Here is a 25,981-nt window from a genome sequence, read left to right as displayed (position 1 = left end):
TGGTTTATTTGCGTACAGCAATGCTCATTATGAAACCGATTTTGTTGTTTCCAACGCCTTCGGCGTTGGAAACAACAAAATCGGTTTTTTGAAAGCCCGCCGTTGGAGCGCTTTCAAAAAACCGATTTTTCTAATGAGCATTGCTGATTTGCATAAGTTCTAATATATAAAAAACAATTTAGTTTCATAATTAAAAATTGTCGTTATCATTGCTCAAATTTGGATATCACTCTACATGGCTTATACGATCGCCTCAAATATCTGTGAAGGCATAGCAGACTGCGTACCCGCTTGCCCTGTCGCCTGTATCGAACAGGGAGAGGGTGCAAATATTAAAGGGACGATCTGGTTTAAGATTGATGCCTCAATTTGTATTGACTGCGGCGTTTGCCTACAGGTATGCCCTGTGCAGGGAGCTATTTTGCCAGAGGAACGACCAGAATTAGTAATCTAAAAACCAATTTTGATGATTGCAGAGTCTTTGGCTCTGCAATCATCAAAATTGGTTTTAGATGAAAATCAGATTGATCTGTAATCGGCGTGATAATATAAATCTCAGTACCAGCAGGCAAGTAGTCAAGAGTAAACACACTAAGATAGCTGTGTTTTCCCTGTAGTACACAAGCTCCGAAGAAATGTATCTGACTATTACTTGTTGTATGTTTTGCAAGTAGCAGCTAGATCTACAGCAGCAAAAGGATCGCTTCTGTGATGTTTTTTACTGTGATCGGTTTAAAGTTAAAAGCACTCAAAGAGTGGGCGATCGTCCCACTTTTTTGTTTTTAAAGTAGCTTTTTATGGCTTGAACTAAAAACTCTTAAGTAAATGGACATAACTAATTACAAATCCAAACCCATAAAATTGCGCCCCGCAGAGGCGCAATTTTACGGGTTTGAGTAATTTATTTTGTACAGATACCTACGTCAAAAAACAAAAAACGCTCACACTGTAAGCTCAAATCGTAAATTCTATGAGTCATCCTCTAATTCCGCAAATTTTTCAAATTGCTGAAGAAGTTGCCTCGCCCCTTGGGTTAGAGGTTGTTGATGTAGTGTTGCATACTAACAAAAACCCTGTAGTGTTGCGGGTTGATATTCGCAACCCTGATCAAAATACGGGTTTGGATGATTGTGAACGCATGAGTCGTTCGCTAGAGCCAACTCTCGATGCGATCGATTTGATTCCCCATGCCTATGTGTTAGAAATTTCTAGCCCAGGGGCTGAACGTCAGTTACAAGGCGATCGCGAATTTGTGGCTTTTCGAGGCTTTATGGTCAATGTCTGTACGACCACACCCCATGATGGCAAACAAAGTTGGAGTGGACATCTCGTATCACGCAACGAGACGCATGTGACGATTAGCATTAAAGGTCGGATTGTCAATATTCCCCGTGAACTTGTTGAGCGCGTCGAATTAACCAAAATGGAATAAAGAGACTAAGTATCCCTAATACCAAAACATCAAGTAGCGTAGCCATTTTATGTTTTTAAAACTCTTACTAGGTTTGACTTTAAATTCACGAAAATGACACCATACTTTCGTGAATTGGTAGTGCTAAATACGTAAGGATAGGCGGCACTTCGCGCCGCCTATCCTTACGTCAATAAATCCTTTACTTATTAGAACTACCAGTGAATTGGTATAAAGCATTACAGTTATTGATTTTTATAGAAGCGAGAAAACCTTATGTCATTATTGAATTTACCTGGATTAGGACAAATGGTGGAGGTGATTAGCAAAGAGCGTAATCTCCCCAAACATGCTGTCCAGAATGCTTTACGTGAAGCTCTACTTAAGGGATATGAGCGCTTTCGCAAAACCTATCGTTCCGATGGCATTAACTTTGAAGAAGAACATTTTAATAATTTTGATGTAGAACTAGATCTCGACGGTGAAGGATTTCGGGTTCTCGCGACAAAAACGATTGTCGATGAAGTTGGTGATGCTGATCATGAAATAGGTTTGTTTGAAGTGCGTGAAGTTGCTCCTGAAGCTCAAGCTGGTGGAACTGTAGTCGTTGATGTGACTCCAGAACAGGGTGACTTTGGCCGTATGGCTGCAATCCAGACGAAACAAGTCCTAGCCCAAAAACTAAGAGATCAACAGCGCAAGATCATTCAAGAAGAGTTTCAAGACCTCGAAGGCACAGTCTTGCAAGGTCGAGTACTACGTTTTGAAACAACGGCTGTAATCGTTGCGGTTAGTAGTGGATTTGGACAACCAGAAGTTGAAGCCGAACTTCCCAAACGCGAACAACTAGCTGGTGAAAGACCCTATCGCCCCAATATGACTCTAAAGGTATACCTGAAGAAGGTCTTTGAAGGCTCGCGCCGTGGTCCTCAGTTATTAGTCTCCCGTGCTGATGCTGGTTTAGTTGTGTACTTGTTTGCCAATGAAGTACCTGAAATTGAGGAAGAAATCGTCCGTATTGTAGCTGTGGCAAGAGAGGCTAATCCTCCATCCCCTGCGGTTGGTCCTCGCACTAAAATTGCTGTAGATACCCTTGAGCGCGATGTTGATCCTGTGGGCGCTTGTATTGGTGCAAGAGGGGCGAGAATTCAGGCAGTGGTTGCTGAGCTACGCGGCGAAAAGATTGATGTAATCAGATGGTCGCCCGATCCTTCCACCTATATTGCCAACTCCTTAAGCCCTGCGAAAATTCATGAAGTGCGTTTGATTAATGCCAATGAAAGAATTGCCCATGTGATTGTCCCTGAGGATCAACTGAGTTTGGCGATCGGTAAGGAAGGTCAAAATGTGCGTTTGGCAGCGAGGTTGACTGGTTGGAAAATCGATATCAAAAATTTGTCAAAGTACGACTATGAAGAAGAAGAGCGCAAAGCTCAAGAAAGCATTGCAAGGTCATCAACAGTTCTTGAACCATCTAATGAAGATGATGGTGATAATGACTATGACAACAGTGAAGATTAAAAATCTCTAGTTTAATTAATTTAATTTTAATTAATTTAATTAAGGGCTTCGCCGTAAAATAACGTCAGTTCGACGACAGCGAAAAATGGTAAGAATCGCTAAGCGATTCTTACCATTTTTCGCCATTTGCGGCGTGCTTCGCACGCCGCAAATGGCTATATCGAACTCACATTAAAATAAGGAACCAATTTTTGATAGCTTGGCAAATCCGCGCTATCAAAAATTGGTTTCTTAGTAACTAAGTAGATAGACACAATTAATTTCAAATCCAAAGTTGCAAAGTTATGCCCAGTAATACCAAAACATAAAATGGCTTAGCCATTTTATGTTTTCAAAACCCATCATGGGTTTGTCTTTTTATTTGCAAAAGTGTCGCTCCACTTTTGTGAATTTTTATAAGAGTCCAACTTTGCAACTTTTAATAGGTACTCAGGAGTAAATTAGTTTGGCTCTGAAGCTACATCGTCGTTGTGTTAGTTGCCAATGTGTCGCCATGCGGGATACTTTTTGGAGGGTGGTACGTGTGCCGATCGCTGATCGGCATCCCAACGAAGATAAGCCCAACCATAATCAAGTTCAACATCAAATTCAACTTGATCATGGCATGGGGCGATCAGCCTATATTTGCCAAAAGCTAGATTGTATACAAATAGCTCAAAAGAAAAATCGTTTAGGGCGATCGCTTCGCACCCATATACCACCTGAAATTTTTGACATTCTCAAATCACGTCTTTAGCCCCCATAAACCGTAAGTTCGCAAAGCGACCTTACGGTTTATGGGGGCCAAAAGGGAATACAAAAAGCGTTATAAATTAACGCAGTTCGACGAAAGCGAAAAATGGTAAGAATCGCTAAGCGATTCTTACCATTTTTCGCCATTTGCGGCGTGCTTTGCACGCCGCAAATGGCTATATCGAACTCACGTTAAATTAGTGCAAAAAAAATAATGGAAAGTTATGAATAAACAAACAATTTTGGTTACGGGCGGCGCAGGGTATATAGGCTCTCATGCAGTCAAAGCTTTACAACAGGTTGGTTATAAGGTGGTGATTTTAGATAATCTCGTCTACGGTCACCAAGATATCGCCGAAACCTTAGGCGCAGAATTGATTATTGGTGATACAAATGATCGAGCCTTGGTCGATCGCCTATTTAGCGATCGGCAAATTAGTGCAGTCATGCATTTTGCCGCCTATGCCTATGTGGGCGAGTCAGTGACACAGCCTGACAAATATTATCGCAATAACGTTGTTGGCACTTTGTCCTTGCTGGAGGCGATGGTTGCCGCGAATATAAAAACCTTTGTGTTTTCTTCCACCTGTGCTAGTTACGGTGTGCCGCAGCAAATACCAATTACCGAAGACCATCCCCAAGCGCCGATCAATCCCTATGGGGCGACTAAACTAATGGTTGAGCGGATTTTGCAAGATTTTGATGTCGCCTATGGTCTGAAATCAGTAATTTTTCGATATTTTAATGCCGCAGGAGCTGATCCTGATGGGGCGATCGGCGAAGATCATGATCCTGAGACACATTTGATCCCATTAGTTTTGCAGACGGCTATGGGTATGCGCGAAGCAATTACAGTTTATGGGTCTGATTATCCAACCGCAGATGGAACTTGTATCCGCGACTATATCCATGTAACTGATCTAGCTGAAGCGCATGTATTGGGATTGGAATATTTACTCAAGGGCAACAAGAGTGAAATTTTTAATCTTGGTAATGGTAATGGGTTTTCGGTCAAAGAGGTAATTGATGCTGCCAAGCAGATTACGGGTAAGCCAATTAATGTTGTGATGGGCGATCGCCGTGCAGGAGATCCACCAGCTTTAGTAGGTAGCAGTGAGAAAGCCAGAACTATCTTGAATTGGCAACCTAAATATGCTGATTTAAACTTGATTTTGCAACATGCATGGCAATGGCATCAAAAACGACATGCTTAATAAAAAAGGGACGCTTCGCGTCCCTTTTTTATTAATTCCAAAGACTATAGCTGTCGCCATTCTTGTTAGGACATAAAACCCAAATAGTGTGAGGCGGCGCTTCGCGCCGCCTCACACTATTTGGGTTTTGATTTGTCCTGATACAGGTGGCTATAGCAGCTTGTCAATTTTTTGAGCTAGCTCAAAGTCAAGGGCGCTGATACCATCAGCATCATGGGTAGTGAGGTCGATCTTGACTTTGTTATAGACATTAAAAAGTTCAGGATGATGCCCCATCTTGTCGGCAACGATCGCCACTTTACTGATAAAGCCAAAGGCTTCGACAAAATCCCGAAACTTAAAGTTTTTTTGCAACTTATGATCAACAATCGCCCAACCAGCTAACTGTGCGATCGCCGATGAAATTTCTACTTCAGATAGTTTTTTGATAGCCATAATTTTCACAAAGTATAGAATTAATCCTATACTTACACAAAAACTAAAAAGGAAGGCTGCACTTTGTGCAGCCTTCCTTTTTAGTTTTTGATAGGTTGATCGCGATACCACCAAGATAGGATTTGTACCCAATTCCAGCCATTTTGAGCCATCTGTTGGGTCATTTCTTGATCGAGGTGTTGACCATCGGAGACGGGCATATATCCGCCACCCCAGCTAATCCAGTTGCGAGGTAAACGGGCGCGATAATAGCCTTTAAACCCAGGTCTGAGCATATAGCCTGCGGTTGAGGCAACCGCCTGATCACTACGACTATGGATTAGGGCGATCGCTTGACCAGTTTTAGGGTCAAAGCGATAGAAGCCTTTGTATACCTGATCGCGAGTATCACTCACAAGATCATAGGGAGCTTCACCCCATTTACGTTGACGTTGAGTATTGACCGCATAGCTACGAGCAGCCACTGCTTGCGCCATTAATGCATCCATATGCCAACTAGCTGGCATTTCACTAGGTACAACGCTACGAAGATATTCCTCAAGGGACAACACGTTAACCGCGATCGCCTTGTTATTCCAAGCTCGCAGTTCGATCTCGCCTGGATAAAGATGGCTGCCAACCTGCACCAATCCATTATTGCTAGGGGTAATCCGATATGCAGAAGTAAGGGGCAAGGTGTACCACTTACCAGGATCGAGACGGCGGCTTGCTTGTCCAGAAGCTTGCAGAGTTGATGGTTGAGTCACAGCTACAGACATTTTGGAGCCATTTTCTTCTCTTACCAAAACCCTCAATAGATTAGCAGCAGCAGCCTGAGAAACTCCCGCTACTATTACCAGCATTAAGGACAAAATTAGCGTGTACATCCCTTTGGAGAAGTGTTTCATCATTTAGTTAGTCACTCGCACCTATAAGCAAAGAATGTAATAAATTTTTTAGTAAGATTTGAGGCATTTTGGTTTTGCCTCAGATAACCAGATAGTTTAGCAAAACAATCTAATTTTGATAAACATTATTTCTGCATACTTATAGCAGCTTTTGCCAGAATTTTACCGAGGTAATTTAATAAAAACCAAAAACATTTCGGCAGGCTTCGCTCGCCGAAACGTTTTTTGGTTTTATATTTAATTGAGCCTAGCCACTTAGTACATAATGGTAATGAGGGAGAGTAAGCGTGCGGTTGCGAAATTTGTCTCAAAATTAACGAAAGGCGATCACGAGAACAAGTTTTGAGGAAAGTCCGGGCTTCCATGAAGATCAGGCTGCTGGATAACGCCCAGTGCGAGCGATCGTGAGGATAGTGCCACAGAAAAATACCGCCAGAACTCAAGTAAAAAGTAAAAAGGTAAAAGGAAAAATGTTTTTTACTTTTTACTTTTTACTTTTATCTTTTTACTTGATCTGGTAAGGGTGCAAAGGTGCGTTAAGAGCGCACCAGCAGGGTCGTGAGGCTCTGGCTCGGTAAACCCCAGTTGGAAGCAAGGCGAGAGGATACAAGTGTTGCGATCTTCAATTGATCTTGTGTCCGTTGCTTAATGGGGTTGCATGGCGAAAGCTAGGCGATCGCTGTTAAGTGTGTGCCGCATGAGGTATTTGGTAACAAATATCCCAGATAGATAACCGCTAGGATAGTTGTAAAAAACTCCTGAAACAGAACCCGGCTTATGTCTTACTCTTCCTCTTAATTAAAATTGGGTAGTTGTGCAAAGTAATTTTTTTAGTAGTTGGATTATGGACACTTTATGCTTCTAATCCAACTACATTGCAGGAGTTACAGCGTGAAGTTGCATAATTCTTAGCTTTTAGACTTAGATTATTTTTTTGTTTTGTGTCATAGATTTTCAAAAAACAAAAGTCAGATTTTAAGTTTTTTATTGATATTCACCTTAGAGATCTGGTACATCTAGAATCTAAATGACATCTCTTGGATTGCAATCTTAAACTGCATTTGTTTTTACGAAACATTTTAACTAGAGTAATTAAACTATGGGAATTGCTCCCAACCATTCATCTTTGCTCCCAGCAACAACCCACCACATATCTCGCAAGTGGTCTGGTAGAGCAGTCATAGGAATTACCTTTGTTTGCCTGATCTCAACGCTCAGCATTAGGTTTTATTCTGAGCCACGCTTAGGAATCGGTACGTTTGTTGACCAAGATTTAAGATCGCCTAGAACCATAGTAGCTACTGACATTGAGGCAACTAAACAAGCCAAAGAACTAGCTAAACAACAAGTAATACCCATCTATCGTAGTAATCCTGAAATTGATACTAATGCGATCAAGCACTTAGAAGAACTCCTGCAAGTAGGTGATAACCTGCGGATATCGTCTGGTAGTTTACCTTACGTTGATCGCCAAATTTTGAGTGATGATGTGCAACGATATTTTAGGCAAATCTCAGATTTAGGGTGGACGCAGTTGCAAGATAGGGCTAATCGACTTGCTGCTAATGCCAATAATCAGACGGCTATATCAGGTTTTATCAACAGAGATAAAGAATCTCCATCCATAGCATTGGCTGAGCTAACTCTATATAAAATCAATGCGCTTCCCCAAGATTATCAAAAGCTGATCAATACGGTGACCGAGATTCGTAAAGCCTATGCCATGACTCAGGAAAAAGCGGCAAAAGGTCCTGATATGTTTCGTGATCGCCTCTTGGAAATGACTAATGAAGAATGGGAAACCTGCAAGAAACTGACGCGGCAAGCACTGATCGACATCCAGTCCACAGGGATTGTGGCTGGATTGCCCGATGACATGCTGCAAAAAAGGTTAACAAACCTGAGCAATTTGCCAACCAATGAAGAGCATCGAGCTATGGCGATCGCTTTGCTCAGTGCCACAGTCAAGCCAAATATGACCATTGACTATGTAGGTACAACCGAAAGAGCGATCAAAGCATCTGAATCGGTTCAGACTCAAAGGATTTCGCTTAGAGCAGGTGACTTAATAGTTAAAGGTGGGGAGAAAATTACTGAGCGGCAATTCGTTATTTTAGATGAACTAAAAATGACCCAAAGACAAGTCAATCTTAAGGGATTGGTTTTGATGGGCGCAACTACAGCGCTTTGCTTTGCCCTATTTGGCTATGCCAATCGGCGATGGCAATATTTACTCAAAGTCAAATTACATATCAAAGATCTTTTGGTGCTGGGCATTATCTGCACAGGTAGCGCTTTAGCAACGGTGATGATGGCTCCAAACATGCTTGTATTTTTGCCATTAGCAAGCATGAGTTTAATCATTGGCAGTTTCTACAGTTCTCGCCTTGCAATTCTCGTAACCTGTCTCATTTCAATCTTATTGGCGATCGCGATTAGCTCTGATCTACTAGCATTTACACCTATCTTAGTTGGCTCAATTGTTGCTGCGGTGATTACTAACCGACCCCTCACGCGATCACATTTAGCGGCAACAGGTTTACTAGTTGGCTTTTTACAATCGGCCGTATATATTACGATCGCTATTATTGCTGGCTCCACACCACCAGTACTGATCGCAATTACAGCGCTTCAATACGCATCGGGAGGACTAATTTCCGCGATCGTAGCCCTAGGCGCAATTCCTTATTTAGAGCATATTTCCTATGCATTAACTCCATTTCGTCTAGCGGAGCTAGCTAATCTTGATCGCCCTTTACTGCGCCGCCTAGTTACCGAAACCCCTGGAACTTTTCAGCACACTTTGTTTGTGGCAAATCTTGCCGAAGCTGCTGCTCGCGAGCTAGGAGCCGATACAGCCTTAGTAAGAACAGGAACGCTCTATCACGATATTGGCAAAACTCTCCGACCTGAATATTTCATCGAAAATCAAATGGGGCAGCCCAATCCCCACGATATCCTTAATGATCCTTGGGAAAGCGCTCAAATTGTTAAAGAGCATGTTTCAGGTGGCATTAAGCTAGCCCAAAAATATCATCTTCCTGAGATGCTGCAAGCATTCATTCCAGAGCATCAAGGCACAATTACAATTACCTATTTTTATTGCCAAGCCCAAAAGCGATCGCAGCATATCATTGAGTCAGATTTCCGCTATGTGGGACCGATACCTCAATCTCGTGAAACAGGGATTGTGATGCTAGCTGATGCCTGTGAAGCCGCACTGCGATCGCTTGGCACAGATACCACTCTCGAAGCTGCCAAAAGCTTACTCATGCGAATTTTTCAAGCTCGATGGGATGATGGTCAACTCAAAGATTGCTCATTGACTTGGGAAGATTTAGATCGAATAGCACCTGTATTTATCAAGGTTTGGCAAGAGCGTAACCATGGCAGGATTAAATATCCCAACCTAGCCGACAAACTTGATCCATCAGGTTCCGCGCTACCCGATCATCTTTGCAAGCCCAAAGATGCACTAACACCTAAAAAGACTGCCCTGAAATAACGTCAGTTCGACGAAAGCGAAAAATGGTAAGAATCGCTAAGCGATTCTTACCATTTTTCGCCATTTACGGCGTGCTTCGCACGCTGCAAATGGCTATTTTGTTTTAAGTATAAACACTTATATCAAATACAAATAAAAAATATCTATATATTTTCTTAACTATTACAACAGCCTATTTGAATCTTGGAAATGCCCCAAAAGATTGTCATCAAAGCATTACAGAAATCAGTTAAGACATTGTTAAATTTATGCTTTGTTTGGGATCGCTGAACACAAATCTAAGCATAGGTTAGAGTCTCATTTATCCACAATTCTTACCCTACATAATTGAATTAATTAATAAAAATTTTTTTAGTAAATTTGGTAAAGCCAAATTTAATATATATGAACTCTTCAGGTAACTCAGTTACAGCTTGCCGATTGTGTCAACACTACAATCCTGAAGGAAGAAGGGGTGGGTTTTGTGGAAAGTTAGATGTTCCTGTCAGTCCCGCATGGAATGCTTGTAGTCTAGCAGCCCATCCTTTTGAGACATCTTGGCAATCTGCCGATGATTTCACTTCCTTATTAAACGAATCCTTTCATGACTCAATCCCATTAGTGCATGAGAAAAGTCAGGAGCTACAAGAAGTCAATCTGCGATCGCTTAGTTTTTCCGAATATTCAATTGCAAGTTAAGTTTTAATAATAATTTTAGGCTACCAGATCATTCAGATCGTCGCCTCCATATTTTTTACGAGAGCAAATAACTAACCAAAGCTGAGAGGTAGTAATAATAGACAATTTATAGTAATTTTACATATGATCATCTTAATTAGTTGAGATTGTCTTGATTCTTACTATGATAGGTAAAAAGTGCTAGCAAGGGTTTGGAGTGCCTCAATTTTAGGTATCGATGCCATCCAAGTGGGTGTAGAGGTAGATGTATCGGGAGGGTTGCCAGGGATTACTTTAGTAGGACTGCCTGATACCGCAGTTCAAGAAAGTCGAGAACGGGTTAAAGCTGCCATCAAAAATGCAGGCTACGCATTTCCTATGCGAAAGATCGTAATTAATCTCACCCCTGCCGATCTGCGTAAAGAAGGACCTATTTTTGATTTACCAATTAGCATTGGTATTTTAGCTGCCTCTGAACAGGTCGATCCACAGCTATTAGGCGATCACCTATTCTTGGGGGAAGTTTCCCTTGATGGTTCGCTGCGCCCTGTTTCAGGCGTATTACCGATCGCTGCTGCTGCTCAACGGCTAGGCATGGTTGGGATTATTGTACCCAAGGAAAATGCTCAAGAAGCGGCTTTAGTTAAAGGGTTAGCAGTATATGGCTTACAAAGTATCACCGAGGTAGGCGATTTCCTAGCGCACCCCGACAAATATCCACCAGTAGTTGCCAATCCTGATCTGAAATGGCATGAAAGCGAATTTAAGCTAGATCTTAAAGATGTAAAGGGCCAGCAACATGCTCGTCGCGCTCTGGAAATTGCCGCCGCAGGTGGACATAATCTGATTTTTGTTGGCCCCCCGGGATCAGGCAAAACCCTATTAGCAAGGCGCTTACCCAGCATTTTGCCTAATATGAACTTTGACGAAGCCTTAGAAGTGACTAGAATTCATTCTGTGGCTGGCTTATTAAAGGGTAAAGGTCTGGTAAGCGATCGCCCCTTTCGTAGTCCCCATCATTCTGCGTCTGGCCCCTCACTTGTAGGTGGTGGCAGCTTTCCTCGCCCTGGAGAGATCACCTTGGCAACAAATGGGATCTTGTTTTTAGACGAATTAACAGAGTTTAAGCGCGACGTATTAGAGTTTTTGCGCCAACCCTTAGAAGATGGCTTTGTGAGCATATCGCGCACTCGTCAATCGGTAACTTTCCCCGCCCAATTTACTCTAGTGAATTATAATGCGACAAACCAGTATTTAGAGAGATGTCTAGCGATTTAATTATACAAAACCTTGGCTATGCACGAGTTTCGCGTGAAGAACAAGCCAATAAAAAGCATGGTTTAGAAACTCAGCTTAATCGATTGGCTAAGGCTGGCTGTACTGAAATATTTCAGGATGTAGCAAGCGGTAGGTCGTGGGGTGATTCTAAGCGTGGTGACTTTCAAAGGATTGTCGAGCTTGTTAAACAAAAACGGGTTAAGCAAATTACAGTGACCGCACTCGATCGCCTAAGTCGTGAGTCGGTTACATCAGCTAAATTTTTGCAGACATTAGAGGAGACGGGCGTATTAATTTACGAACTTGACAGCGATCGCTATATCAATTTTATCGATCCTAATGAGTGGTATGAGTCCAGACAAAAAGGTATACAAGCAGAATACGAGAGTCGCAAAACTTCCAAGCGCGTTAGGGATGGCTATCAAAATTTAAGGGACTTACATAAGGCAAATCCACGCATTCCCTACGGCTATAAACGAGTTAATCAGCAATATGTGCTTGACCCTGACAAAGCAGCGATCGCAAGGGAAAGCATTGATTTGTATCTGTCACACAAGACGTTACCAATTGTCACGCGAGAAATTTATGAGAAACATGGTAAGCGTTGGAGTGTTTCGGGTTTGCGGCAATGGCTCTTAAATCCTGTATTAGTTGGTCATACTCCTTACGATAAAAGGGAGCCTAAGCCTGCAAATCTTCCACAAGGGGGGCAGATTATTTTTAATACCCATGTGGATCAGGCTTTAATGACTGAGCATGAACAACGAGCGATCGCTGAAATACTGCAAGAAAATATCAAGATCTGGGGTAAGAATCGTACAGCATTTATAAATCCACTTTCGGGCTTGGTATTTTGCGGTGAGTGTGGTGTAAGTTGCGATCTACTCAGCAAACCATCAGGCGGTAAGAAAGTCGAATTTCATAGGCTTAGATCTTTCTATTGCCGAACCAGATCTAAGCGCCCTGCGGGTAAATCATGCTCTCAGCGATCGACATATAAATTTGAAACTATTGAAGCCTTGGCGATCGCTGCTTTAACTAAACGTGCTGAACAAATAGCCAATATTGCAGAAATTTCACTAGAACGAGTTGAGCCTTTAGAATTGCGCGAATTACGGGGGCAATTAGCTACTTTAGAGACTTTGACCTATAACCCTGCGATCGCACTTGCCAAAGAACAACTTAAATCACAGATTAGTAATTTAGAGTACGGGCTAACTGTTGGTAAACAAGTTGATAATGAATTGCGATCGGTTCTAGTGGAAACTTTTCAAAATCCTAGTTTTTTTGCAACTTTGCCAGATACAGACAAAAAAACGATCTATCGGGCTTTGATAAATCGCATTGTGGTTAAAGATGGTGAGGTTGTTGGTGTTGAACTAAAGATTTAGAAAGGTGACTTGATGTTATCCCATTGAATCAACACACCCTCAAATGGTAAACCGTCTTTGTCGAAGAACTCGATCAACTGTTGCCAATCATTGAAACCATCAGCGATCGCAAAATTATCTAGTCCGATTTTATTAATGATGATTTTGTCGTCAATGTTGACACCATCGGCATTGATAAGCACGTCTGAAACTTTTATACATTTAGCCTCTCCCAACTTTTCACGCTCTGGCGATCGCTGTTTCCACCACAGATACAATTTGTCGCCAACTTTAATCGGAAACTTTCGCAGTGCTCTGATGGTGTGGCGCTTCGCGCCGCTTTTAATTTTTTCTTTGTGAACTGAGAATGATAGTACTGGCATAGATTTAAAAAAGTGAGGTTTGTTTGGATGTAGCAGTAAATTCTTGGATAGCCTTGTCAACTGCAAGCTCGGCGGCTTTGGATTGTCTGAGAATGTCGATGTTTCGGGATTTGAAATATTGCTTTTGCAGCGATCGCATTAGGGAAACCTTGTTAATGAAATCTTCGCAGTCAGTCTTGGTGATAATCATGTTTTTAAAAGGGGATATCGTCTGTGTAAATTTCACGGGCTGGTTGTGGGAAGGTCTGATCGATGACTTGCTTGCACCTATCAATGACGAACTCTTCTAGATCTGCCTCAGTTTCATGAGTAGTTCCAACAACTCGCCCACCAAACCAATGATCGACGCTGTAAACTGCAATTTCCTTGCCCCTGTATTCCTGTGTGTGCAAATAAATCCAAGTTTCATTAGTCATGATTTCACCTGTAATTTTTTAATTTCACGCTCGATTTTTCTTAGTTCCTGACCCGCACGATGTTGAGCGATCGCTGATAAATGCTCTTCACTATTCTCTTTACCGATGTACTGAGATTTTTTATCACCCCACTCTGGACGTGGTTTATCAGATTTCCAAACAGCTTGTACAAAATTTGGCTTGTGTGCGGGCTTAGACTTTTCGATCCAAATTCCTTTAGGGCTTGCCCCTGAGCTAATTAGGCGATCTCGTTCTGATTTCAAGAAACATAGGCGTTCTTGATCCTTTCGATTTGTATAATCTTCAAACCATTCTCTAGACTCGCTCGGTTTATCTGGGTAAGCGTATCCAGAACTTGATACCCGCTTCTTTTTTTGAGGATGGGTGTGATCGCGACGATCATTACTCTCCACTAGAACAGGTTGATCAACTTCTACCAAAACAGAAACCTTGCTTTCATCCATGCGTAAATTTGCAACGGATTTAGTAGGCTCTGGGGTGATTTCCTCGGCAAAAACAGGCAATTCCGCGTCATCGATGCTAGGCACGAAATTATTAAGAAACTCCTTTAGCTTTTTAACTTCGGGCTTAGGCTTAATGACTTCCGCCATAACTTCAGGGGTAAGAAGTTCAACAGATTGGTTAATTTTGCCCTGCATTGCATTGGACAAGGCATGACCTAACGCATTAACCGCAAAGGTTGCCAATTCGCGTCCTGAGTACCAATTACAAATCGGTCTAAGTAGATCGTAAAGTTCTCTATTTTCTGTAATTCTCAAGCGATCGCCTACTTTGAATTGTGGTTCTAGTGGAGTTTCTGTTTTACTCTCTTCCACTAGATCAGACGCGGCTGCACGTTCGGTAATCTTGCAGATACTAGGATCGAAAAATCCTTGCTTCCCACTATCAAGCCGAACTACCCAACAAACTTGATCAGATAAGCCTTTAACTGGTTGAGCCTTTAAAAAATTGCCCTCACGAACTAGACAATCTAGCTTATAGTCTCCAAAGTTTGCATCTTCAACAATGCGATCGCCTTTATTTGGTTGCAATATTTCAATCGCAATTGGTAGCTCTGATTCAACAATCATTCGACTACCTCCAAATTTTTGATATTGCACGAATACTCAATTGTTGAGCCGTACATATCGACTTCTACAACCGCAAACTTGACATTACAAGCTTCTTCAACTTTCGGATCGACTGGGGCGATCGCTCTTGGAAAATCTCCACTAGAACTATTTGGAACAACCGAAAAAATATCTAACTGCATAAATACTTCTCCCGTAACTGAGTAGCCAAAATTGGATTAGTTTTTTCAACAATTGCAAGCCTGTTTTCGACTGATTGAAAGTCCTTGCACATGACCATTGAGGCGATCGCATTCTCAACACGCCACGGATCTTCGGCAACTGGATCGCGCTGCTCAACTTTTACTGGTGGGCTATTAGCGGCTTTATATTTTGTCTGCCACTTATCCCAGTCTTCAGGCTTAAATCTTTTGAAGTAAGCAGGGCGCTTTTCATCGCTAATCTCAATCTTGAGAAAAGAAATAATAAAATCTTCAAGCGCACGGCGGAAAGGATCGCCACTAATAGGATTTGCCACTTTTTCAGGTGTGTTTATAAGGTCAATGCCTTTAACGGGCTTTAAATCGCATTTTTCATCACGATCTAAATTTGCCTGTATAAGTGCCAATGCATCTTGCTCAGAAATCTCTAAATTTTCAGGATTTGCATTTTCAAAATTAAAAGATTCATCCTGATCGATCTGATCTGGATCTTTTGGATCTTCTGAAGAGATCTGAGGCGTTCCAGAACCATTGCTACAAGACACTTTCGAGACTCGATTTTCGCAGTTTTGAGAAAGTTGTCTCATTTCTGCGACAGTTTTCTCATTTTTGAGACTGTTTTCGCAGTTTTGAGAATCTGAAATTTTGTCAGTTTGTCTCATTTCTGCGACAGTTTTCTCATTTTTGAGACTGCGTACACCGTGCAAATTTCGGACATTAAAACCTTTATCTTGAAAATCAAAGATTTTCCCATCTTGAAACTTGGCGATCGCTCGGTAATATGTAGCCTTGCTAACGTCGCAGACAGACATTACAGCTAAGGTTTCTACCTCTTCATAGCGATCGCCCCAAGGATCGACCTCTACCAGATAGCTCCAAATTTTCCACTCAGACGCGGTTAGGTTTGCCTTTCTAAGTGCTTTAGCGACACTGGGAGTGACTTGGTAAAACTCACTCATCGCTTAGCCCTCCCTGTTCTTGCACGGGTTAGGGGATTGGGATTTAGATAATCCTTACCTTCAACTAGCCTTGCGTAGCCTCTAGCTACTTCGATACCATACTCATGGAGTAATCTTAGATACTCCAAATAATTTTCTTGTGTCATATTAGAAACTGAACAAAAGTTTGTGTCCCGATTGTTTGCGCGATCGGGTTTTTTTTATATAGAGTCAAGCTTTCCGCTGAGAAATTCAGGAAAAAATTGCACAGCATTTAGAAACTGTTGTGCGATCAATTCTTTGCTAAATACAAAAGCCTGAGTAATGGAATCGCTACCCACATAGAAGAAGTAGCAATTGCCTCCCAGTCGCCCCGCCAACTGGTCAACATCGACACTAGATTTATTCAAATCAACACATACGCTTTTACGCGCTAAGCTTGGTTTGCACATAGGTATTAGCCCCACTAATATTTGTGTGTACGACCGCTTCTACCTCAGAAATAGAAGCGGTCAATTTTGTTCTTACGAGACTTTCAAATAGAAGGCGATCGCATGGTGAGCAGATTCCACTAGAACCGATCTTTAAGCTCCATTCAACACAAACAGCATCGGCGGCTTGATTGAATCTTGAAACAGAATTACGCAACAGAAGAGAGATTTGCATCTTTTGTCTTCCTTAATAGTGCGATCGCTTCGTCAATAACTGACGCTTCGTAAATGTTCCTAGAACTAGCTTCAGTTTCAATAAACTGGGCTGTTTCAGGCAAAACGTGCATCGTCTTTTTCATCCTTGGAGTATTAGATTTCCTTCTCGCCATAAAGCTTTCTTGTAATGGTGGTAAGACTTACTAACAATAGTGGTAAGTCTTGCTACAATACTAATGTTTTTTAAGGCGCTTAGCAAGAGTCTATTAAGCTAAAATGCAGATATATTTAAGTTGCTACCTATTCATGACAGATGATGTAAGACTGAAGCTTTCAGGGATTTTGAAGCACGCGCAGGGTGATCGTACCGTGCGTAAATTCGCTAAGGATATGGGGGTGTCACACGTTACGTTAGCGTCTTGGCTTGATTGTTCAGGATTTCCAAATCGTGAAAGTCTAGAGAAAATTGCAGTGAATCGGGGACAAAGTTTGGATGATTTAATGTCGGAACTGCGGGGGCACGAGGCAGATTTTACGCCCAAAAAGGCTGAGGATTTGCTATCGCTGACCAATCATTTGAGTGATGCCGAGATGTTTCGCCTTGCAATGATGATGCTTGAAAGGTTGAAGACTTCGATCTCATCTAAGCTTTAATTAATCATGCATTTGAAAAAAGTATAGCGATCGCCTCCAAGTGAGATCGCCGTACTAGCGCATATTCACTTAATCCCCAGATATATCTTCAAGTGATAGATCAACCTCTTCTATCGTAAAGCCATTGAATCTAAGCCAATCTTCAGTGTCTTCAACAGCTTGAAAACCATGATTATCAGTATCAATATCTGTGAAGCGATCGCCTTTGGATTTTATCCGCAAAACAAGAGGGAAAACTTCATGATGAGGTAAGAGTTTGTAAATCTTTTCAATTGATTCAAGGTTGATTTTTGGCAAAGCTCTCATGATTTTCTCCTATAAAATTTTCTCAGTTGTTGGACATTCGATCGACATCTTGCAGCCTACGGCAAGTAATAAACCATTAAAACTTTCCAGAGTCGGCGCATTTCCTTCAGGGTCAAACCAACGTCTCACCATAGTCGATCTTGTTCTTGGTTCAGCATCAGTGACACGCTCGTATTCTGTAACTAATTTAGACAACCATTTTTTTTCACCCCATAGGATGATCGCACGGTTTTTAACCGCTTCTAGTTGCACTTTCGTAAGCTCTGAGCTATTCACGACTTTATTTAATACAGCGTTCATAATCGGTCACAATTGTAATCTAAAAAGACTAAATTTAAGGGGACTGACTAAACAATCCCCATAAGGTCTAATATTCGTTGGCAAACATGATATTCATTACCCGTCTAGTCAGCCTTGGATCTGCGGGGTCTTTGCTGAGATATTTCAAATCCCGATCTAAATAATCTATTTTCCACATATAGCGATCGCCATCTAACTCAATAAAGCCTAAATCATGCTCACCATAGGGATCATTGTCTGGGTTGAAGTCGTCAAAATCTGCGATCGCTTTGGTAATTGCAGCAAGTCTTTCGGGGGGCAAGCTTGCCACGCTAGCCGTAGCATTGAAAATTCCCAAGGTGCGATCGCCGCCACGAAATTGGTCATTAAGTTGGGCGATCATTGTGGTGACTATGGATTGAGACATAATTGATTTACCTGATTAATTTGTACGGTTGGTTGGGTTGCCTCTGTATTTGTTCGCAGCAATTACAGAGGCTCTAAGATTTAGAATGGGATATCGTCATATTCAACGCCTTCAAGCTCATGATCGACATAGCTTTTAGCTTTTGCGATCGCCATTTCCTGAGTGAGTGCGATGGTTGTTGTGTCGATGAATGGCTGCTTTTTGATGACACGCACACCAAAGCCAAGTTGACGAGAATAGACTTCTAGCAGATATCCTTGATACTCAGATGTGTCGATTTTTTCTTGCCAATAATTGCCGCGATCGCTGTAGCCAATACCGTCGCAATTTTCGCAAATATCTAAAATGCCATTGATTTCAACAGTACAGTTACCATCGCAAATATCACATTTCCATCTAGTCGATTTCATTGGATTACCTAGTGAATAAGTTTTATTTAGAGAGTGGGGGCGCAACTCCCCAAAATCAGCGCAAAGGTTTATTTGCTGTAAAGATAAAGCCCTAACCCGAATTTGGCACAGGCGCGGCGAAATGCCATAGATTCGGCGTTGCTAGAAGGATCACCATAGGCAATCTCACGCTCGATCAATTCACCCGTAACTTTATCGGTCTTGACCTCCTTCAGCATTTCTGTTCCTGTAGCTTCTCTCCATACCATCCCGTCCGCCGTTGGTATTGTCAGCCGCCCAACTAAAAAAATGCGATCGTTTGTTGTTTGCACTGTGCGAATTTCCCAACACCATCCACGGCAATATTTATCAAGAATTGGTGGGATAAATCTCCATGATAGAAAAGTAATCTTTTGACCTTTCAAGCTCTTGGTTTCAAGCATCTTTGCAGGCAATGGGCGGCTAAGGGCTTGCAGAATATCTCTAATTGGCAGGGGACTTTGTGGTACTGGTAAGATTTCTGTTACCTGAGTTGCATAAACTTCAATATCATTAGCCATTGCTCAAGCCCTCCAAATTAACTGTTTTTGCCAAATCTTCCAAAGTAGTAAAAAGCTCATCGGCTGACCCGATCGCTACACCGTAAAAATCTTTCAAATTAGCTAGCATCCCATCGTGATCGTATTGGATACTCATTTGTAATTCTCTAATAGAAAAGAGAATTAAAGCCCGTTGTTTTTCAGTCATTGTTCTAGGGGAAAATTAGATTTTGAGTTCTAGGGGAAAGCGATCGCTTAACGGAATTGATAAGCGATCGCAATAGATAGATTTACTCTTCAGATTGCCAGCTACTCTCTAGCTCAGCCCTGAGAGATTCTGTAGCGGTTTCATCAGCGTCTTGAAAGTCCCACTGATGACCGCAATCATCACACTCATTGCAAAGAAAATGAGGATTAAAATCAGTGTTTGTACTTCCACAATTTGGGCATTCCATAAGTTTTACCTACTGAATAAAGATTGCAAACATAAACCAGAGATGGATTTCGATGTATTTACAATCAAAATCTTGCTCATCTAAGTTGTGCCAAAATCCAAAACGTTGTACTTTTCCGTAGGGAGTATCAAAAAGCCGTTTAACTTCAATATTGACCATAGATAGGAATGAAATAAATTTTGGTAGAAAGTTGGGCGATCGCAGTTACTCGCTGCGATCGCAAGTTGATTAATTACTCAGAAAAGCTATCTTCATAGGCACACTCAGCAAGGTATTCACGATGTGCCGATGTGTTGAAAGATGGCTCACAATCTTCATGGTCAAAATCGTCTTTGTCAGTCCAAATAGTTGAGCAATCATCACACTTGAAAAAGTTGATAGCTTCTTAAATGTGGCGGCTTCCACAGTTGGGACAATTTTTGTTAATCATGGTTTTAGTTAGTAGTAAATTTGGTGTAAAAAGTGGGGCTAGTCAAACGCGATCGCATAGTATTTAAAGCAAAAATTAATACTGAGAGGCGATCGCCTTTGACTAGCTCAAAAAGAATCAAGCGGCTAACTGTTGACTGTTGGCATTAAGTAGAAACTCGCTTGCTTTTCTTGCCTCGGTCGCTGCTTTGAAGAAATACTTTTTGTCATCCTTCAAAGCTTTAATCCATGAGCCGATATAGCTTGCATGGTTTTCCATCTCGCCACTAATGCCCAAATGGTTACAAGTAAAAGCCGCCCCAATCTCAGCGATCAGTTCTTCATAGGCATATTTAGAAGATCCAAACCTGCCAGATAAATCGCGATCGCATCGGCTTTGATGTCCTGTCCAGTGAGTCAGCTCGTGGATTGATGTTGCATAAAAACTTGATGCGCTGGTGAACTGCTCAAACTGTGGCATCAGGATCGCGTCTACCTGTGGAGAGTAGCAAGCCCGATCGCCGCCATAGCGAATCTTTGCACCTGTAGCAGTAATAAGGCGATCGGCTTCTTGCAACCTTGCATCGGGGTTAATGACTTCAAGCTTTTGAGCTTCATACTTGGCGGCATAATCAGCAATTTTAATTTTTGCCTCTGAGTCATCAAACAAACTGACATGGAAAACATTCAGCCATTTGCAAGCATTGTAAAAATGCTTTTCAGTTTCGCCATTCTCGTTCTCAGTCGATTTGGCAACCGTGCCGCCCCATCTTAGCCAAGTCGATTTACTTCCCTTGTTAAGCTTCCATCCAAGATCTTTAGCTTGGCTAAAGCCCACAAAATACGGGCGATCGTCTCCTAAAGTTAGGATGTCAATCAAACAGATGATCGGGTTAATGCCTTTGTAGCAATGTCCTGTAACAATGTTGCGAAAGATGCTCTCTGAGGTTTGAGAATGCCAAGGTTTAGTCCAAGGTTTAACACCTGTCTCTAAAAGTTGGATAAGTTTATCTGTGACGATTTCAAACTTATCGCTTGCTTCGTATTTAGTCATTTTTCTAGTAATAAATTTGAGTGGACTTGAGAGGCGATCGCCATCGGATGACAGCGATCGCAGATGGTTTAATATTCGTAATCGTCCTTAGATTGAGCCATTGTTAGGGCTTCTTCCTCTAAACGATCTCGATCAATCGCGACCTGTACATAGTGCAAAGCGATCATCTTTTGCCGATCTAATGCCTTTTGATCGCCTACGGTTTTAAAAGTCTTGACCTTTCCTTTCATGTGTTTAGATTGCATAGAGTTTGTGTGAGGCGATCGCCACTGGGTAGCGGCGATCTCGTTGTTAGCCTCTAAAAATCGCTACATCAGCAAGAGATCTCCTGAGACTTCCTGCATAGATAAACTCAGAGTCGATCGCATCTGCTTTTAAACAGTTGCCCCTTAATGTGTAGAAATACACAGAGTTAAAAGGGTTAGGTATTAAGCCAGATGCCTCGTCAGGTGTCAGCCAATCCCACTCTTTAACGTGTGGATTGCAGGTTGTAATGAGTTCACTAGAAGTCATCTTGATAGTCCTCACATTCGATGATCTTGCTAGGCTCTGGGTAATGCACCTCTTGAGCATCAAGCCAAGCTTCAAACTCTGCACAAGCATTGCGATCGAGCCATTCTTCAGCCTGATCTAGTAAGGCGTTATAGTTCATCTGCTACAATCCGATTAGTAATAAATTTGAGTGGACTTGAGCCAGTTTTAGGACTTAGCTCAGGTCGCTTTTTTTATATCCGTGCTAAACGCTTCTTGACTTCGTTAACGTCAATCTCGACAACCTTCTTGCCATTGAGTTCTTGATCGATACACTTGAAAAAGAAAGCATGTAGACTTTCTTCAATCTCTTTCAAGTTGCGGATTTTGACTTCAAACGGTGACTTGAGACGCTTAGACAGTCTCGCTTCGCAATGGGTATCAAGCTTTTGCAGATCTGGAAACTTGTATTTTGCACAGTCTGCAAACTTCTCCGCTTGGGAGGTGTTAGGGAAGCCGAAATAATAGCTCTTGATTCTTTGAGAAGATTTGATCAGAGTGCCAGCAAGATCGAAAGTTTGGACAAGCTCGGAAATATAACCAATGCGATCGGTTTGCTTACATTCATGCACTGTGTAGGTTTTGATGTGATTGCGTGTTTTCAGCGCTTCAATGTGGCTGTCAGTCGCGATAATTTTGAATGAAATCAATGAAATCATGGTCTTAGTCCTTAGTAATAAATTTGAGTGGATTTGATGAATGCTTAAACCTTCTCTTTTCGCTGTAGGTTTCGGCGGAAAATGGTGTCGATACATAGCCTCGGCTGGGCGCTCACACCTATGTTTAACTCTGGGAAGCTTGGAGGCGCTTCAAACCTCTATTCGATTAATCTAATTGTAATCTATTTAGGATACAATTGCAACCTATTTAGATTACAAATTTAAAAAATATTTTGTCTTTTTTCTGGGGTGGCATCTAGTAACCTCAAAAAAATTAGCCCCCTCCTGAATCCTTTGCTTAACACTGCTTGCAGACTAGGAGGGGGCTAATTTTTGAGGTTACGGAACTTTTTATAGAACTTACCACTTAGGATTTCTTTTCCAAATACATATAGAAATTCTGTCTAGATCTGCCTCTAGGACTGCATGTAATCGTTTGCAATTAAATGCAGTTACATCGCCATGCTTTAGCCATTTGCAGCCGTCCTCATGGTCAAAATATGCCATACCACCTAAATTAATCGAAACTGCCTCTGGTAAAGCGTAAGTAGCATCACGATGGGGATTAATTTCAGTGTTTCCACCGCAGATCAAAATATAGTCATGCTCTGGATAAATCTCTGTAGCGATCGCCTTTATAAATTGGTCGTCATGTCCATCAATTTCCATCTTTTTTGTAAACAAAGGCTGCTTTCCAATCCAAACAATTTTTCTGTCTTCGGTAAGACTACTTTTATCCGCTTTTCCATACTTGGATAAAAGTTTTTTTGAGTGCAAATAAATTTGATCGAAGTCCATGAAATCACCTTGAAACTAGATCTATATTGTAATCTAAGTAGATACTAATTGCAATCTAAATAGGTTGCAAATTGTGATATAATAAAAAGAAAAAGGGGTAGAGAAAATGGCAGTAATCGGAGTGACTGGAGCAAGAAAACTAACCACTGAGCAAGAGGAGCAAATCAAATATGAACTGTGGGAACTAGACCACGCTGGCAACGAGTGGCACATAGGCGACGCGGCTGGAGTGGATGAACTAGCAAGAAACTGGGTAGTAAATGGAAAACTAAACATATATGAAGTAAATGGCTCTGAGAAATGGCACTACGCAGAGAGAAGCACTCGCATGGTAAAGGCGATCGCATCCGCAGGAGGGACACTGCACGCATGGGCAAACAAACCAGCACCACAAGGACTAAAGCCCGCTAAAAACTGGAAAGGAGCAAACGGATCAGGAACGTGGGGAACTGTGGCACTAGCAAAAGGACTAGGCGTAACTGTCGAAATACACTGGCTAGTTGATGGACTCGAAGCCCCAGACTGGATCTGAGGTGGTCGGGCGGCGCAGCCGCCCCAGTGGGGGCTAGAGGTGAGGCAAAAAAACGCCGCCCTAAGCAGAAAACTCGAACCCCATCGACAACCCAAAAGCCCACACACACACTAGGCGAGGGGGTGCAGGGGGAGTGCCAATGAACGTCCCCCTGCGATCGGATTAAACAAATCGGCTTTGCCGTCCATATTTCTTGGCGCGGATGAAATCGGCGCTTCTTCGTGCCTTTGCAGTGCGGTGCAATCAAAAAAGTCTGCTCAGCCCTTAAAACTTTTTTTGATTGCACTGCACTGGCACAGTTCGGATTGCGAAGCATCAATATAGATCGGGGTGTGGGGTATCCCCACATAAACAAAAGTATAGTCAATATTCCTAGCCGCAAAAGGTACACAGCCCACAAAGAGCAAGGGAGCGCAAGGGGTGTCTATCAAAATAAACAAATAATCCCCTTGCGCCCCTTGCTAGGCTGGGATTTGTACCTTTTGCGGCTCAATCAACAAAAGTTCAGTCAATATGCGATCGAGGGGTTTGGGGACACTTCCCCAATCAAACAAATGGCATTTTGCCCGATCGCATAAACGCGAAGCAACAATTGTTTCTGACGACGGAGCGATCGCCGATCTTGGGCTTTGACAGGAAGATCGGTGAATAGCTCTGTCGTTCTATGTGCCTTTGTTGCGGTGCGATCGCTTGCTGATACCTTGGGCTTTAATGAGGTAAGCGATCGCACTGCAACAGCACATTCAAAATGCGAAGCAACAATTATAGGTAAAACCTCTCAACATAGACAGCAAAATTTTCTCTTAGAGATCACCTGCGAAGCGTATGCTTCGCTTCAAGCGGGATAACCTAGCAACCGAGTAACTAGCCCCAAGGTGAACAATACCCCTACCCACAAGTATCTCACTCGATTTAACCGACTTCAGGGGGGTATTGTTCACCGAGGGCAGTAAACTAAGCTACCAACGGGGCGCTAGTAGCAGACATAACCTGTGCGATCGCTAAAGATATAGAACCGAACTCTATAGTCATGGCGATTCGCCTTGCCGATCTTTCGTGCTTTTGTCATGGTGCGATCGCTAAAATTATGCTCAGTCCTTTAAGATTTTAGCGATCGCACTATGACAGCACAGTTCGGATCGGGCTTTGCCCGTCAATATAGATTTAGTTACTCAAGGTGGTGGGCTAGGTGCAATAACTCTAAATTTCTGAGACAGTGATCGCTATTCAGCACCTAGCCGCCGCCGTCAACGCAGCTACAAAGCAAACTATTCGGGAGATCGCTCTTAGCTTTTGCAACTTTCCCCTAGAACGAGAATCAACAAACTTTCAACTTACCGACACGGTGCGATCGTCGATCTTGGGTGCAGCAGGAAGATCGGCGAATAGCACTGTGTCTCTCCGTGCCTTTGTCATGGCGAAATTTTCAAAATTCCTGCTTAGCCCTTCGAGAATTTTGAAAATTTCGTGATGACAGCACAGGTTCGGATTACGCAGTATCAATATGCGATCGAGGGTTTGGGAAACTTCCCAATTAAATAAAAGTTTAGTCCGTTGTTTCTGGGCATGGCGAAAAACAAAGATCTTGGGCGTAGACAGGAAGATCTTTGTTTTTCGCTATGCTTCTTTGTGCCTTACGATGCGGTGCGATCGCCAGTACTAAAATCATTCAGAAACCCTAAGCGATCGCACTGCATCGGCACAGGTTCGGACGCGAAGCAACCATATAGGATCGGGGGATTGGGGGTGTCCCCCATAGAACAAACTGACCAACGGAAATCAATATTTTCTGGGTACAAAGCGATCGCCATAGATATTGTTTTGCGCTGATTCTCGGCATGGCGATCGTTAAGCAGTTACGGGCTTTGCAAACTGACTTAGCGATCGCTGTGCCTCTTGTGCCTTTGTCATGGTGCGATCGGTAATCTTGGGTGTTCGCAGGAAGGTTGCCGAATAGCACGATGACAGCACAGGTTCGGACACGAAGTATCAATGTTTCTGGGTAGTCGGTAAAGTGGGCCATAAAAATCTGCCTAGCTCTAATTTCTAATAAGAGCGATCGCTATTGGTAAAGATTTTTTGGCTCACGGAAACGAAGGGACAATCTTGTACTGGAAATAACTGATAACTTGGGACTGCTAGCCTGAATTATGCATGACAAGGGGAACGAGAACAAGAAAAAGAGCCTAAAAGCTATTAGAATTAGGCTCTTCAGAATAATAATAGATGTATTTTCTCATGACAGAGTGTAATCAAGAAGCAAAG

38 protein-coding genes, 1 other RNA gene and 1 pseudogene are annotated in these 25,981 nt (G+C 42.3%); 13 read left to right on the top strand and 27 right to left on the bottom strand.

The window, feature by feature from the left end; translation table 11 throughout:
* Positions 1–235 precede the first annotated feature (235 nt).
* The 5 genes from VB775_RS21125 (at position 236) to galE (ending at position 4,878) form a co-directional block, all read left to right on the top strand.
* Positions 236–454, top strand: a complete 219-nt coding sequence (locus VB775_RS21125) for an indolepyruvate ferredoxin oxidoreductase subunit alpha (protein WP_094532749.1) — start codon at positions 236–238, stop codon at positions 452–454.
* Between the two features lie 516 nt (positions 455–970).
* Positions 971–1,432, top strand: a complete 462-nt coding sequence (rimP, locus tag VB775_RS21120) for a ribosome maturation factor RimP (protein ID WP_281008929.1) — start codon at positions 971–973, stop codon at positions 1,430–1,432.
* Positions 1,433–1,687: 255 nt separating this feature from the next.
* A complete protein-coding gene (gene nusA / locus VB775_RS21115; RefSeq protein ID WP_281008928.1) occupies positions 1,688–2,932 on the top strand; it encodes a transcription termination factor NusA in 1,245 nt (414 codons plus the stop codon).
* 445 nt (positions 2,933–3,377) lie between these two features.
* Entirely contained in the window at positions 3,378–3,668 is a 291-nt protein-coding gene (locus tag VB775_RS21110) for a YlxR family protein (protein WP_281008927.1), read from the top strand.
* Between the two features lie 220 nt (positions 3,669–3,888).
* Positions 3,889–4,878: a UDP-glucose 4-epimerase GalE gene (galE, locus tag VB775_RS21105; protein WP_281008926.1), complete on the top strand. Its 990-nt coding sequence runs from the start codon at positions 3,889–3,891 to the stop codon at positions 4,876–4,878.
* Between the two features lie 150 nt (positions 4,879–5,028).
* Here galE and VB775_RS21100 read toward each other — a convergent pair whose 3' ends face one another.
* Positions 5,029–5,313, bottom strand: coding sequence for a 4a-hydroxytetrahydrobiopterin dehydratase (locus VB775_RS21100; protein WP_281008925.1), 285 nt, complete (start codon positions 5,311–5,313; stop codon positions 5,029–5,031).
* A gap of 80 nt (positions 5,314–5,393) precedes the next feature.
* Positions 5,394–6,155, bottom strand: a complete 762-nt coding sequence (locus tag VB775_RS21095) for a SpoIID/LytB domain-containing protein (protein WP_281008924.1) — start codon at positions 6,153–6,155, stop codon at positions 5,394–5,396.
* Positions 6,156–6,477: 322 nt separating this feature from the next.
* Here VB775_RS21095 and rnpB point away from each other — a divergent pair.
* The 5 genes and pseudogenes from rnpB to VB775_RS21070 all read left to right on the top strand — a co-directional run bounded on the left by rnpB (position 6,478) and on the right by VB775_RS21070 (position 13,031).
* Positions 6,478–6,994, top strand: an RNA gene (rnpB, locus tag VB775_RS21090) — RNase P RNA component class A.
* A 305-nt stretch (positions 6,995–7,299) separates the two neighbouring features.
* Entirely contained in the window at positions 7,300–9,705 is a 2,406-nt protein-coding gene (locus tag VB775_RS21085; RefSeq protein ID WP_281008923.1) for an HD family phosphohydrolase, read from the top strand.
* A 384-nt stretch (positions 9,706–10,089) separates the two neighbouring features.
* Positions 10,090–10,383: a hypothetical protein gene (locus tag VB775_RS21080; protein ID WP_281008922.1), complete on the top strand. Its 294-nt coding sequence runs from the start codon at positions 10,090–10,092 to the stop codon at positions 10,381–10,383.
* A gap of 177 nt (positions 10,384–10,560) precedes the next feature.
* Positions 10,561–11,592: pseudogene (locus tag VB775_RS21075) on the top strand (YifB family Mg chelatase-like AAA ATPase); the annotation flags it as partial.
* A gap of 32 nt (positions 11,593–11,624) precedes the next feature.
* Positions 11,625–13,031, top strand: coding sequence for a recombinase family protein (locus tag VB775_RS21070; protein WP_281008921.1), 1,407 nt, complete (start codon positions 11,625–11,627; stop codon positions 13,029–13,031).
* Here VB775_RS21070 and VB775_RS21065 read toward each other — a convergent pair.
* Genes VB775_RS21065 through VB775_RS21020 form a run of 10 tightly spaced genes read right to left on the bottom strand, consistent with a single transcriptional unit; the run spans position 13,028 to position 16,816 of the window.
* The gene (locus tag VB775_RS21065) at positions 13,028–13,393 is read right to left on the bottom strand and encodes an ASCH domain-containing protein (RefSeq protein ID WP_281008920.1); all 366 of its coding nucleotides are present in this window, start codon (positions 13,391–13,393) and stop codon (positions 13,028–13,030) included. The two genes, VB775_RS21070 and VB775_RS21065, sit on opposite strands and share 4 nt — an antisense overlap.
* A 4-nt stretch (positions 13,394–13,397) precedes the next feature.
* Positions 13,398–13,583, bottom strand: coding sequence for a hypothetical protein (locus tag VB775_RS21060; protein WP_281008919.1), 186 nt, complete (start codon positions 13,581–13,583; stop codon positions 13,398–13,400).
* Between the two features lie 4 nt (positions 13,584–13,587).
* On the bottom strand, positions 13,588–13,809 hold the full coding sequence (locus tag VB775_RS21055) for a hypothetical protein (RefSeq protein ID WP_281008918.1): 222 nt from the start codon (positions 13,807–13,809) through the stop codon (positions 13,588–13,590).
* Positions 13,806–14,900: a hypothetical protein gene (locus VB775_RS21050; protein ID WP_281008917.1), complete on the bottom strand. Its 1,095-nt coding sequence runs from the start codon at positions 14,898–14,900 to the stop codon at positions 13,806–13,808. The genes VB775_RS21055 and VB775_RS21050 overlap by 4 nt, the downstream gene beginning before the upstream one ends.
* A complete protein-coding gene (locus VB775_RS21045) occupies positions 14,897–15,082 on the bottom strand; it encodes a hypothetical protein (RefSeq protein ID WP_281008916.1) in 186 nt (61 codons plus the stop codon). Before VB775_RS21045 ends, VB775_RS21050 begins: the two co-directional genes overlap by 4 nt.
* Positions 15,073–16,059 (bottom strand): hypothetical protein, encoded by a 987-nt coding sequence (locus VB775_RS21040; RefSeq protein WP_281008915.1) that lies wholly within the window; start codon positions 16,057–16,059, stop codon positions 15,073–15,075. The genes VB775_RS21045 and VB775_RS21040 overlap by 10 nt, the downstream gene beginning before the upstream one ends.
* Positions 16,056–16,205, bottom strand: a complete 150-nt coding sequence (locus tag VB775_RS21035) for a hypothetical protein (protein ID WP_281008914.1) — start codon at positions 16,203–16,205, stop codon at positions 16,056–16,058. The genes VB775_RS21040 and VB775_RS21035 overlap by 4 nt, the downstream gene beginning before the upstream one ends.
* Before the next feature lie 54 nt (positions 16,206–16,259).
* Positions 16,260–16,448: a hypothetical protein gene (locus tag VB775_RS21030; protein ID WP_281008913.1), complete on the bottom strand. Its 189-nt coding sequence runs from the start codon at positions 16,446–16,448 to the stop codon at positions 16,260–16,262.
* A gap of 16 nt (positions 16,449–16,464) precedes the next feature.
* Positions 16,465–16,704 (bottom strand): hypothetical protein, encoded by a 240-nt coding sequence (locus tag VB775_RS21025; protein WP_281008912.1) that lies wholly within the window; start codon positions 16,702–16,704, stop codon positions 16,465–16,467.
* Positions 16,679–16,816: a hypothetical protein gene (locus VB775_RS21020; RefSeq protein ID WP_323216936.1), complete on the bottom strand. Its 138-nt coding sequence runs from the start codon at positions 16,814–16,816 to the stop codon at positions 16,679–16,681. Before VB775_RS21020 ends, VB775_RS21025 begins: the two co-directional genes overlap by 26 nt.
* A 175-nt stretch (positions 16,817–16,991) precedes the next feature.
* Between VB775_RS21020 and VB775_RS21015 the strand changes: the two genes are divergently transcribed.
* Positions 16,992–17,339: a hypothetical protein gene (locus VB775_RS21015; RefSeq protein ID WP_281008910.1), complete on the top strand. Its 348-nt coding sequence runs from the start codon at positions 16,992–16,994 to the stop codon at positions 17,337–17,339.
* 69 nt (positions 17,340–17,408) lie between these two features.
* On the opposite strand, the gene VB775_RS21010 is transcribed toward VB775_RS21015, so the two are convergent.
* From VB775_RS21010 to VB775_RS20950, 13 genes are all read right to left on the bottom strand, one after another.
* Positions 17,409–17,645, bottom strand: coding sequence for a hypothetical protein (locus VB775_RS21010; protein WP_281008909.1), 237 nt, complete (start codon positions 17,643–17,645; stop codon positions 17,409–17,411).
* A 9-nt stretch (positions 17,646–17,654) separates the two neighbouring features.
* Positions 17,655–17,945, bottom strand: a complete 291-nt coding sequence (locus VB775_RS21005) for a hypothetical protein (protein WP_281008907.1) — start codon at positions 17,943–17,945, stop codon at positions 17,655–17,657.
* 67 nt (positions 17,946–18,012) lie between these two features.
* The gene (locus tag VB775_RS21000; protein WP_281008906.1) at positions 18,013–18,351 is read right to left on the bottom strand and encodes a DUF3768 domain-containing protein; all 339 of its coding nucleotides are present in this window, start codon (positions 18,349–18,351) and stop codon (positions 18,013–18,015) included.
* A gap of 80 nt (positions 18,352–18,431) precedes the next feature.
* On the bottom strand, positions 18,432–18,761 hold the full coding sequence (locus tag VB775_RS20995; RefSeq protein WP_281008905.1) for a hypothetical protein: 330 nt from the start codon (positions 18,759–18,761) through the stop codon (positions 18,432–18,434).
* A gap of 68 nt (positions 18,762–18,829) precedes the next feature.
* A complete protein-coding gene (locus VB775_RS20990) occupies positions 18,830–19,300 on the bottom strand; it encodes a hypothetical protein (RefSeq protein WP_281008904.1) in 471 nt (156 codons plus the stop codon).
* Complete coding sequence (locus VB775_RS20985; protein ID WP_281008903.1) at positions 19,293–19,487, bottom strand: hypothetical protein; 195 nt, start codon at positions 19,485–19,487, stop codon at positions 19,293–19,295. The genes VB775_RS20990 and VB775_RS20985 overlap by 8 nt, the downstream gene beginning before the upstream one ends.
* Before the next feature lie 82 nt (positions 19,488–19,569).
* Entirely contained in the window at positions 19,570–19,734 is a 165-nt protein-coding gene (locus VB775_RS20980; RefSeq protein ID WP_281008902.1) for a hypothetical protein, read from the bottom strand.
* A gap of 547 nt (positions 19,735–20,281) precedes the next feature.
* Complete coding sequence (locus tag VB775_RS20975; protein ID WP_281008901.1) at positions 20,282–21,196, bottom strand: ArdC family protein; 915 nt, start codon at positions 21,194–21,196, stop codon at positions 20,282–20,284.
* A gap of 68 nt (positions 21,197–21,264) precedes the next feature.
* The gene (locus VB775_RS20970) at positions 21,265–21,441 is read right to left on the bottom strand and encodes a hypothetical protein (RefSeq protein WP_281008900.1); all 177 of its coding nucleotides are present in this window, start codon (positions 21,439–21,441) and stop codon (positions 21,265–21,267) included.
* A gap of 46 nt (positions 21,442–21,487) precedes the next feature.
* Positions 21,488–21,709, bottom strand: a complete 222-nt coding sequence (locus tag VB775_RS20965) for a hypothetical protein (protein ID WP_281008899.1) — start codon at positions 21,707–21,709, stop codon at positions 21,488–21,490.
* Complete coding sequence (locus VB775_RS20960; RefSeq protein WP_281008898.1) at positions 21,699–21,848, bottom strand: hypothetical protein; 150 nt, start codon at positions 21,846–21,848, stop codon at positions 21,699–21,701. Before VB775_RS20960 ends, VB775_RS20965 begins: the two co-directional genes overlap by 11 nt.
* A 73-nt stretch (positions 21,849–21,921) precedes the next feature.
* Complete coding sequence (locus tag VB775_RS20955; RefSeq protein ID WP_281008897.1) at positions 21,922–22,386, bottom strand: hypothetical protein; 465 nt, start codon at positions 22,384–22,386, stop codon at positions 21,922–21,924.
* A gap of 360 nt (positions 22,387–22,746) precedes the next feature.
* Complete coding sequence (locus tag VB775_RS20950) at positions 22,747–23,070, bottom strand: hypothetical protein (RefSeq protein WP_281008896.1); 324 nt, start codon at positions 23,068–23,070, stop codon at positions 22,747–22,749.
* A 220-nt stretch (positions 23,071–23,290) separates the two neighbouring features.
* Here VB775_RS20950 and VB775_RS20945 point away from each other — a divergent pair, with 220 nt between their 5' ends.
* Positions 23,291–23,716, top strand: a complete 426-nt coding sequence (locus VB775_RS20945; RefSeq protein WP_281008895.1) for a hypothetical protein — start codon at positions 23,291–23,293, stop codon at positions 23,714–23,716.
* Positions 23,717–24,224: 508 nt separating this feature from the next.
* Here VB775_RS20945 and VB775_RS20940 read toward each other — a convergent pair.
* Complete coding sequence (locus VB775_RS20940; protein ID WP_281008894.1) at positions 24,225–24,446, bottom strand: hypothetical protein; 222 nt, start codon at positions 24,444–24,446, stop codon at positions 24,225–24,227.
* 486 nt (positions 24,447–24,932) lie between these two features.
* Here VB775_RS20940 and VB775_RS20935 point away from each other — a divergent pair, with 486 nt between their 5' ends.
* Positions 24,933–25,187 carry a hypothetical protein gene (locus tag VB775_RS20935; RefSeq protein WP_281008893.1) on the top strand — a complete coding sequence of 85 codons (255 nt, stop codon included), beginning with the start codon at positions 24,933–24,935 and terminating at the stop codon, positions 25,185–25,187.
* 207 nt (positions 25,188–25,394) lie between these two features.
* On the opposite strand, the gene VB775_RS20930 is transcribed toward VB775_RS20935, so the two are convergent.
* Entirely contained in the window at positions 25,395–25,739 is a 345-nt protein-coding gene (locus VB775_RS20930) for a hypothetical protein (RefSeq protein ID WP_281008892.1), read from the bottom strand.
* Positions 25,740–25,981: the final 242 nt, after the last annotated feature.

This window comes from Pseudanabaena sp. CCNP1317 (assembly GCF_034931345.1).
In the GTDB taxonomy this organism is placed as follows: domain Bacteria; phylum Cyanobacteriota; class Cyanobacteriia; order Pseudanabaenales; family Pseudanabaenaceae; genus Pseudanabaena; species Pseudanabaena galeata.
The sequence above is the reverse complement of the archived record's forward strand: the minus strand, read 5'-3'. Positions and strand labels throughout refer to the sequence as shown.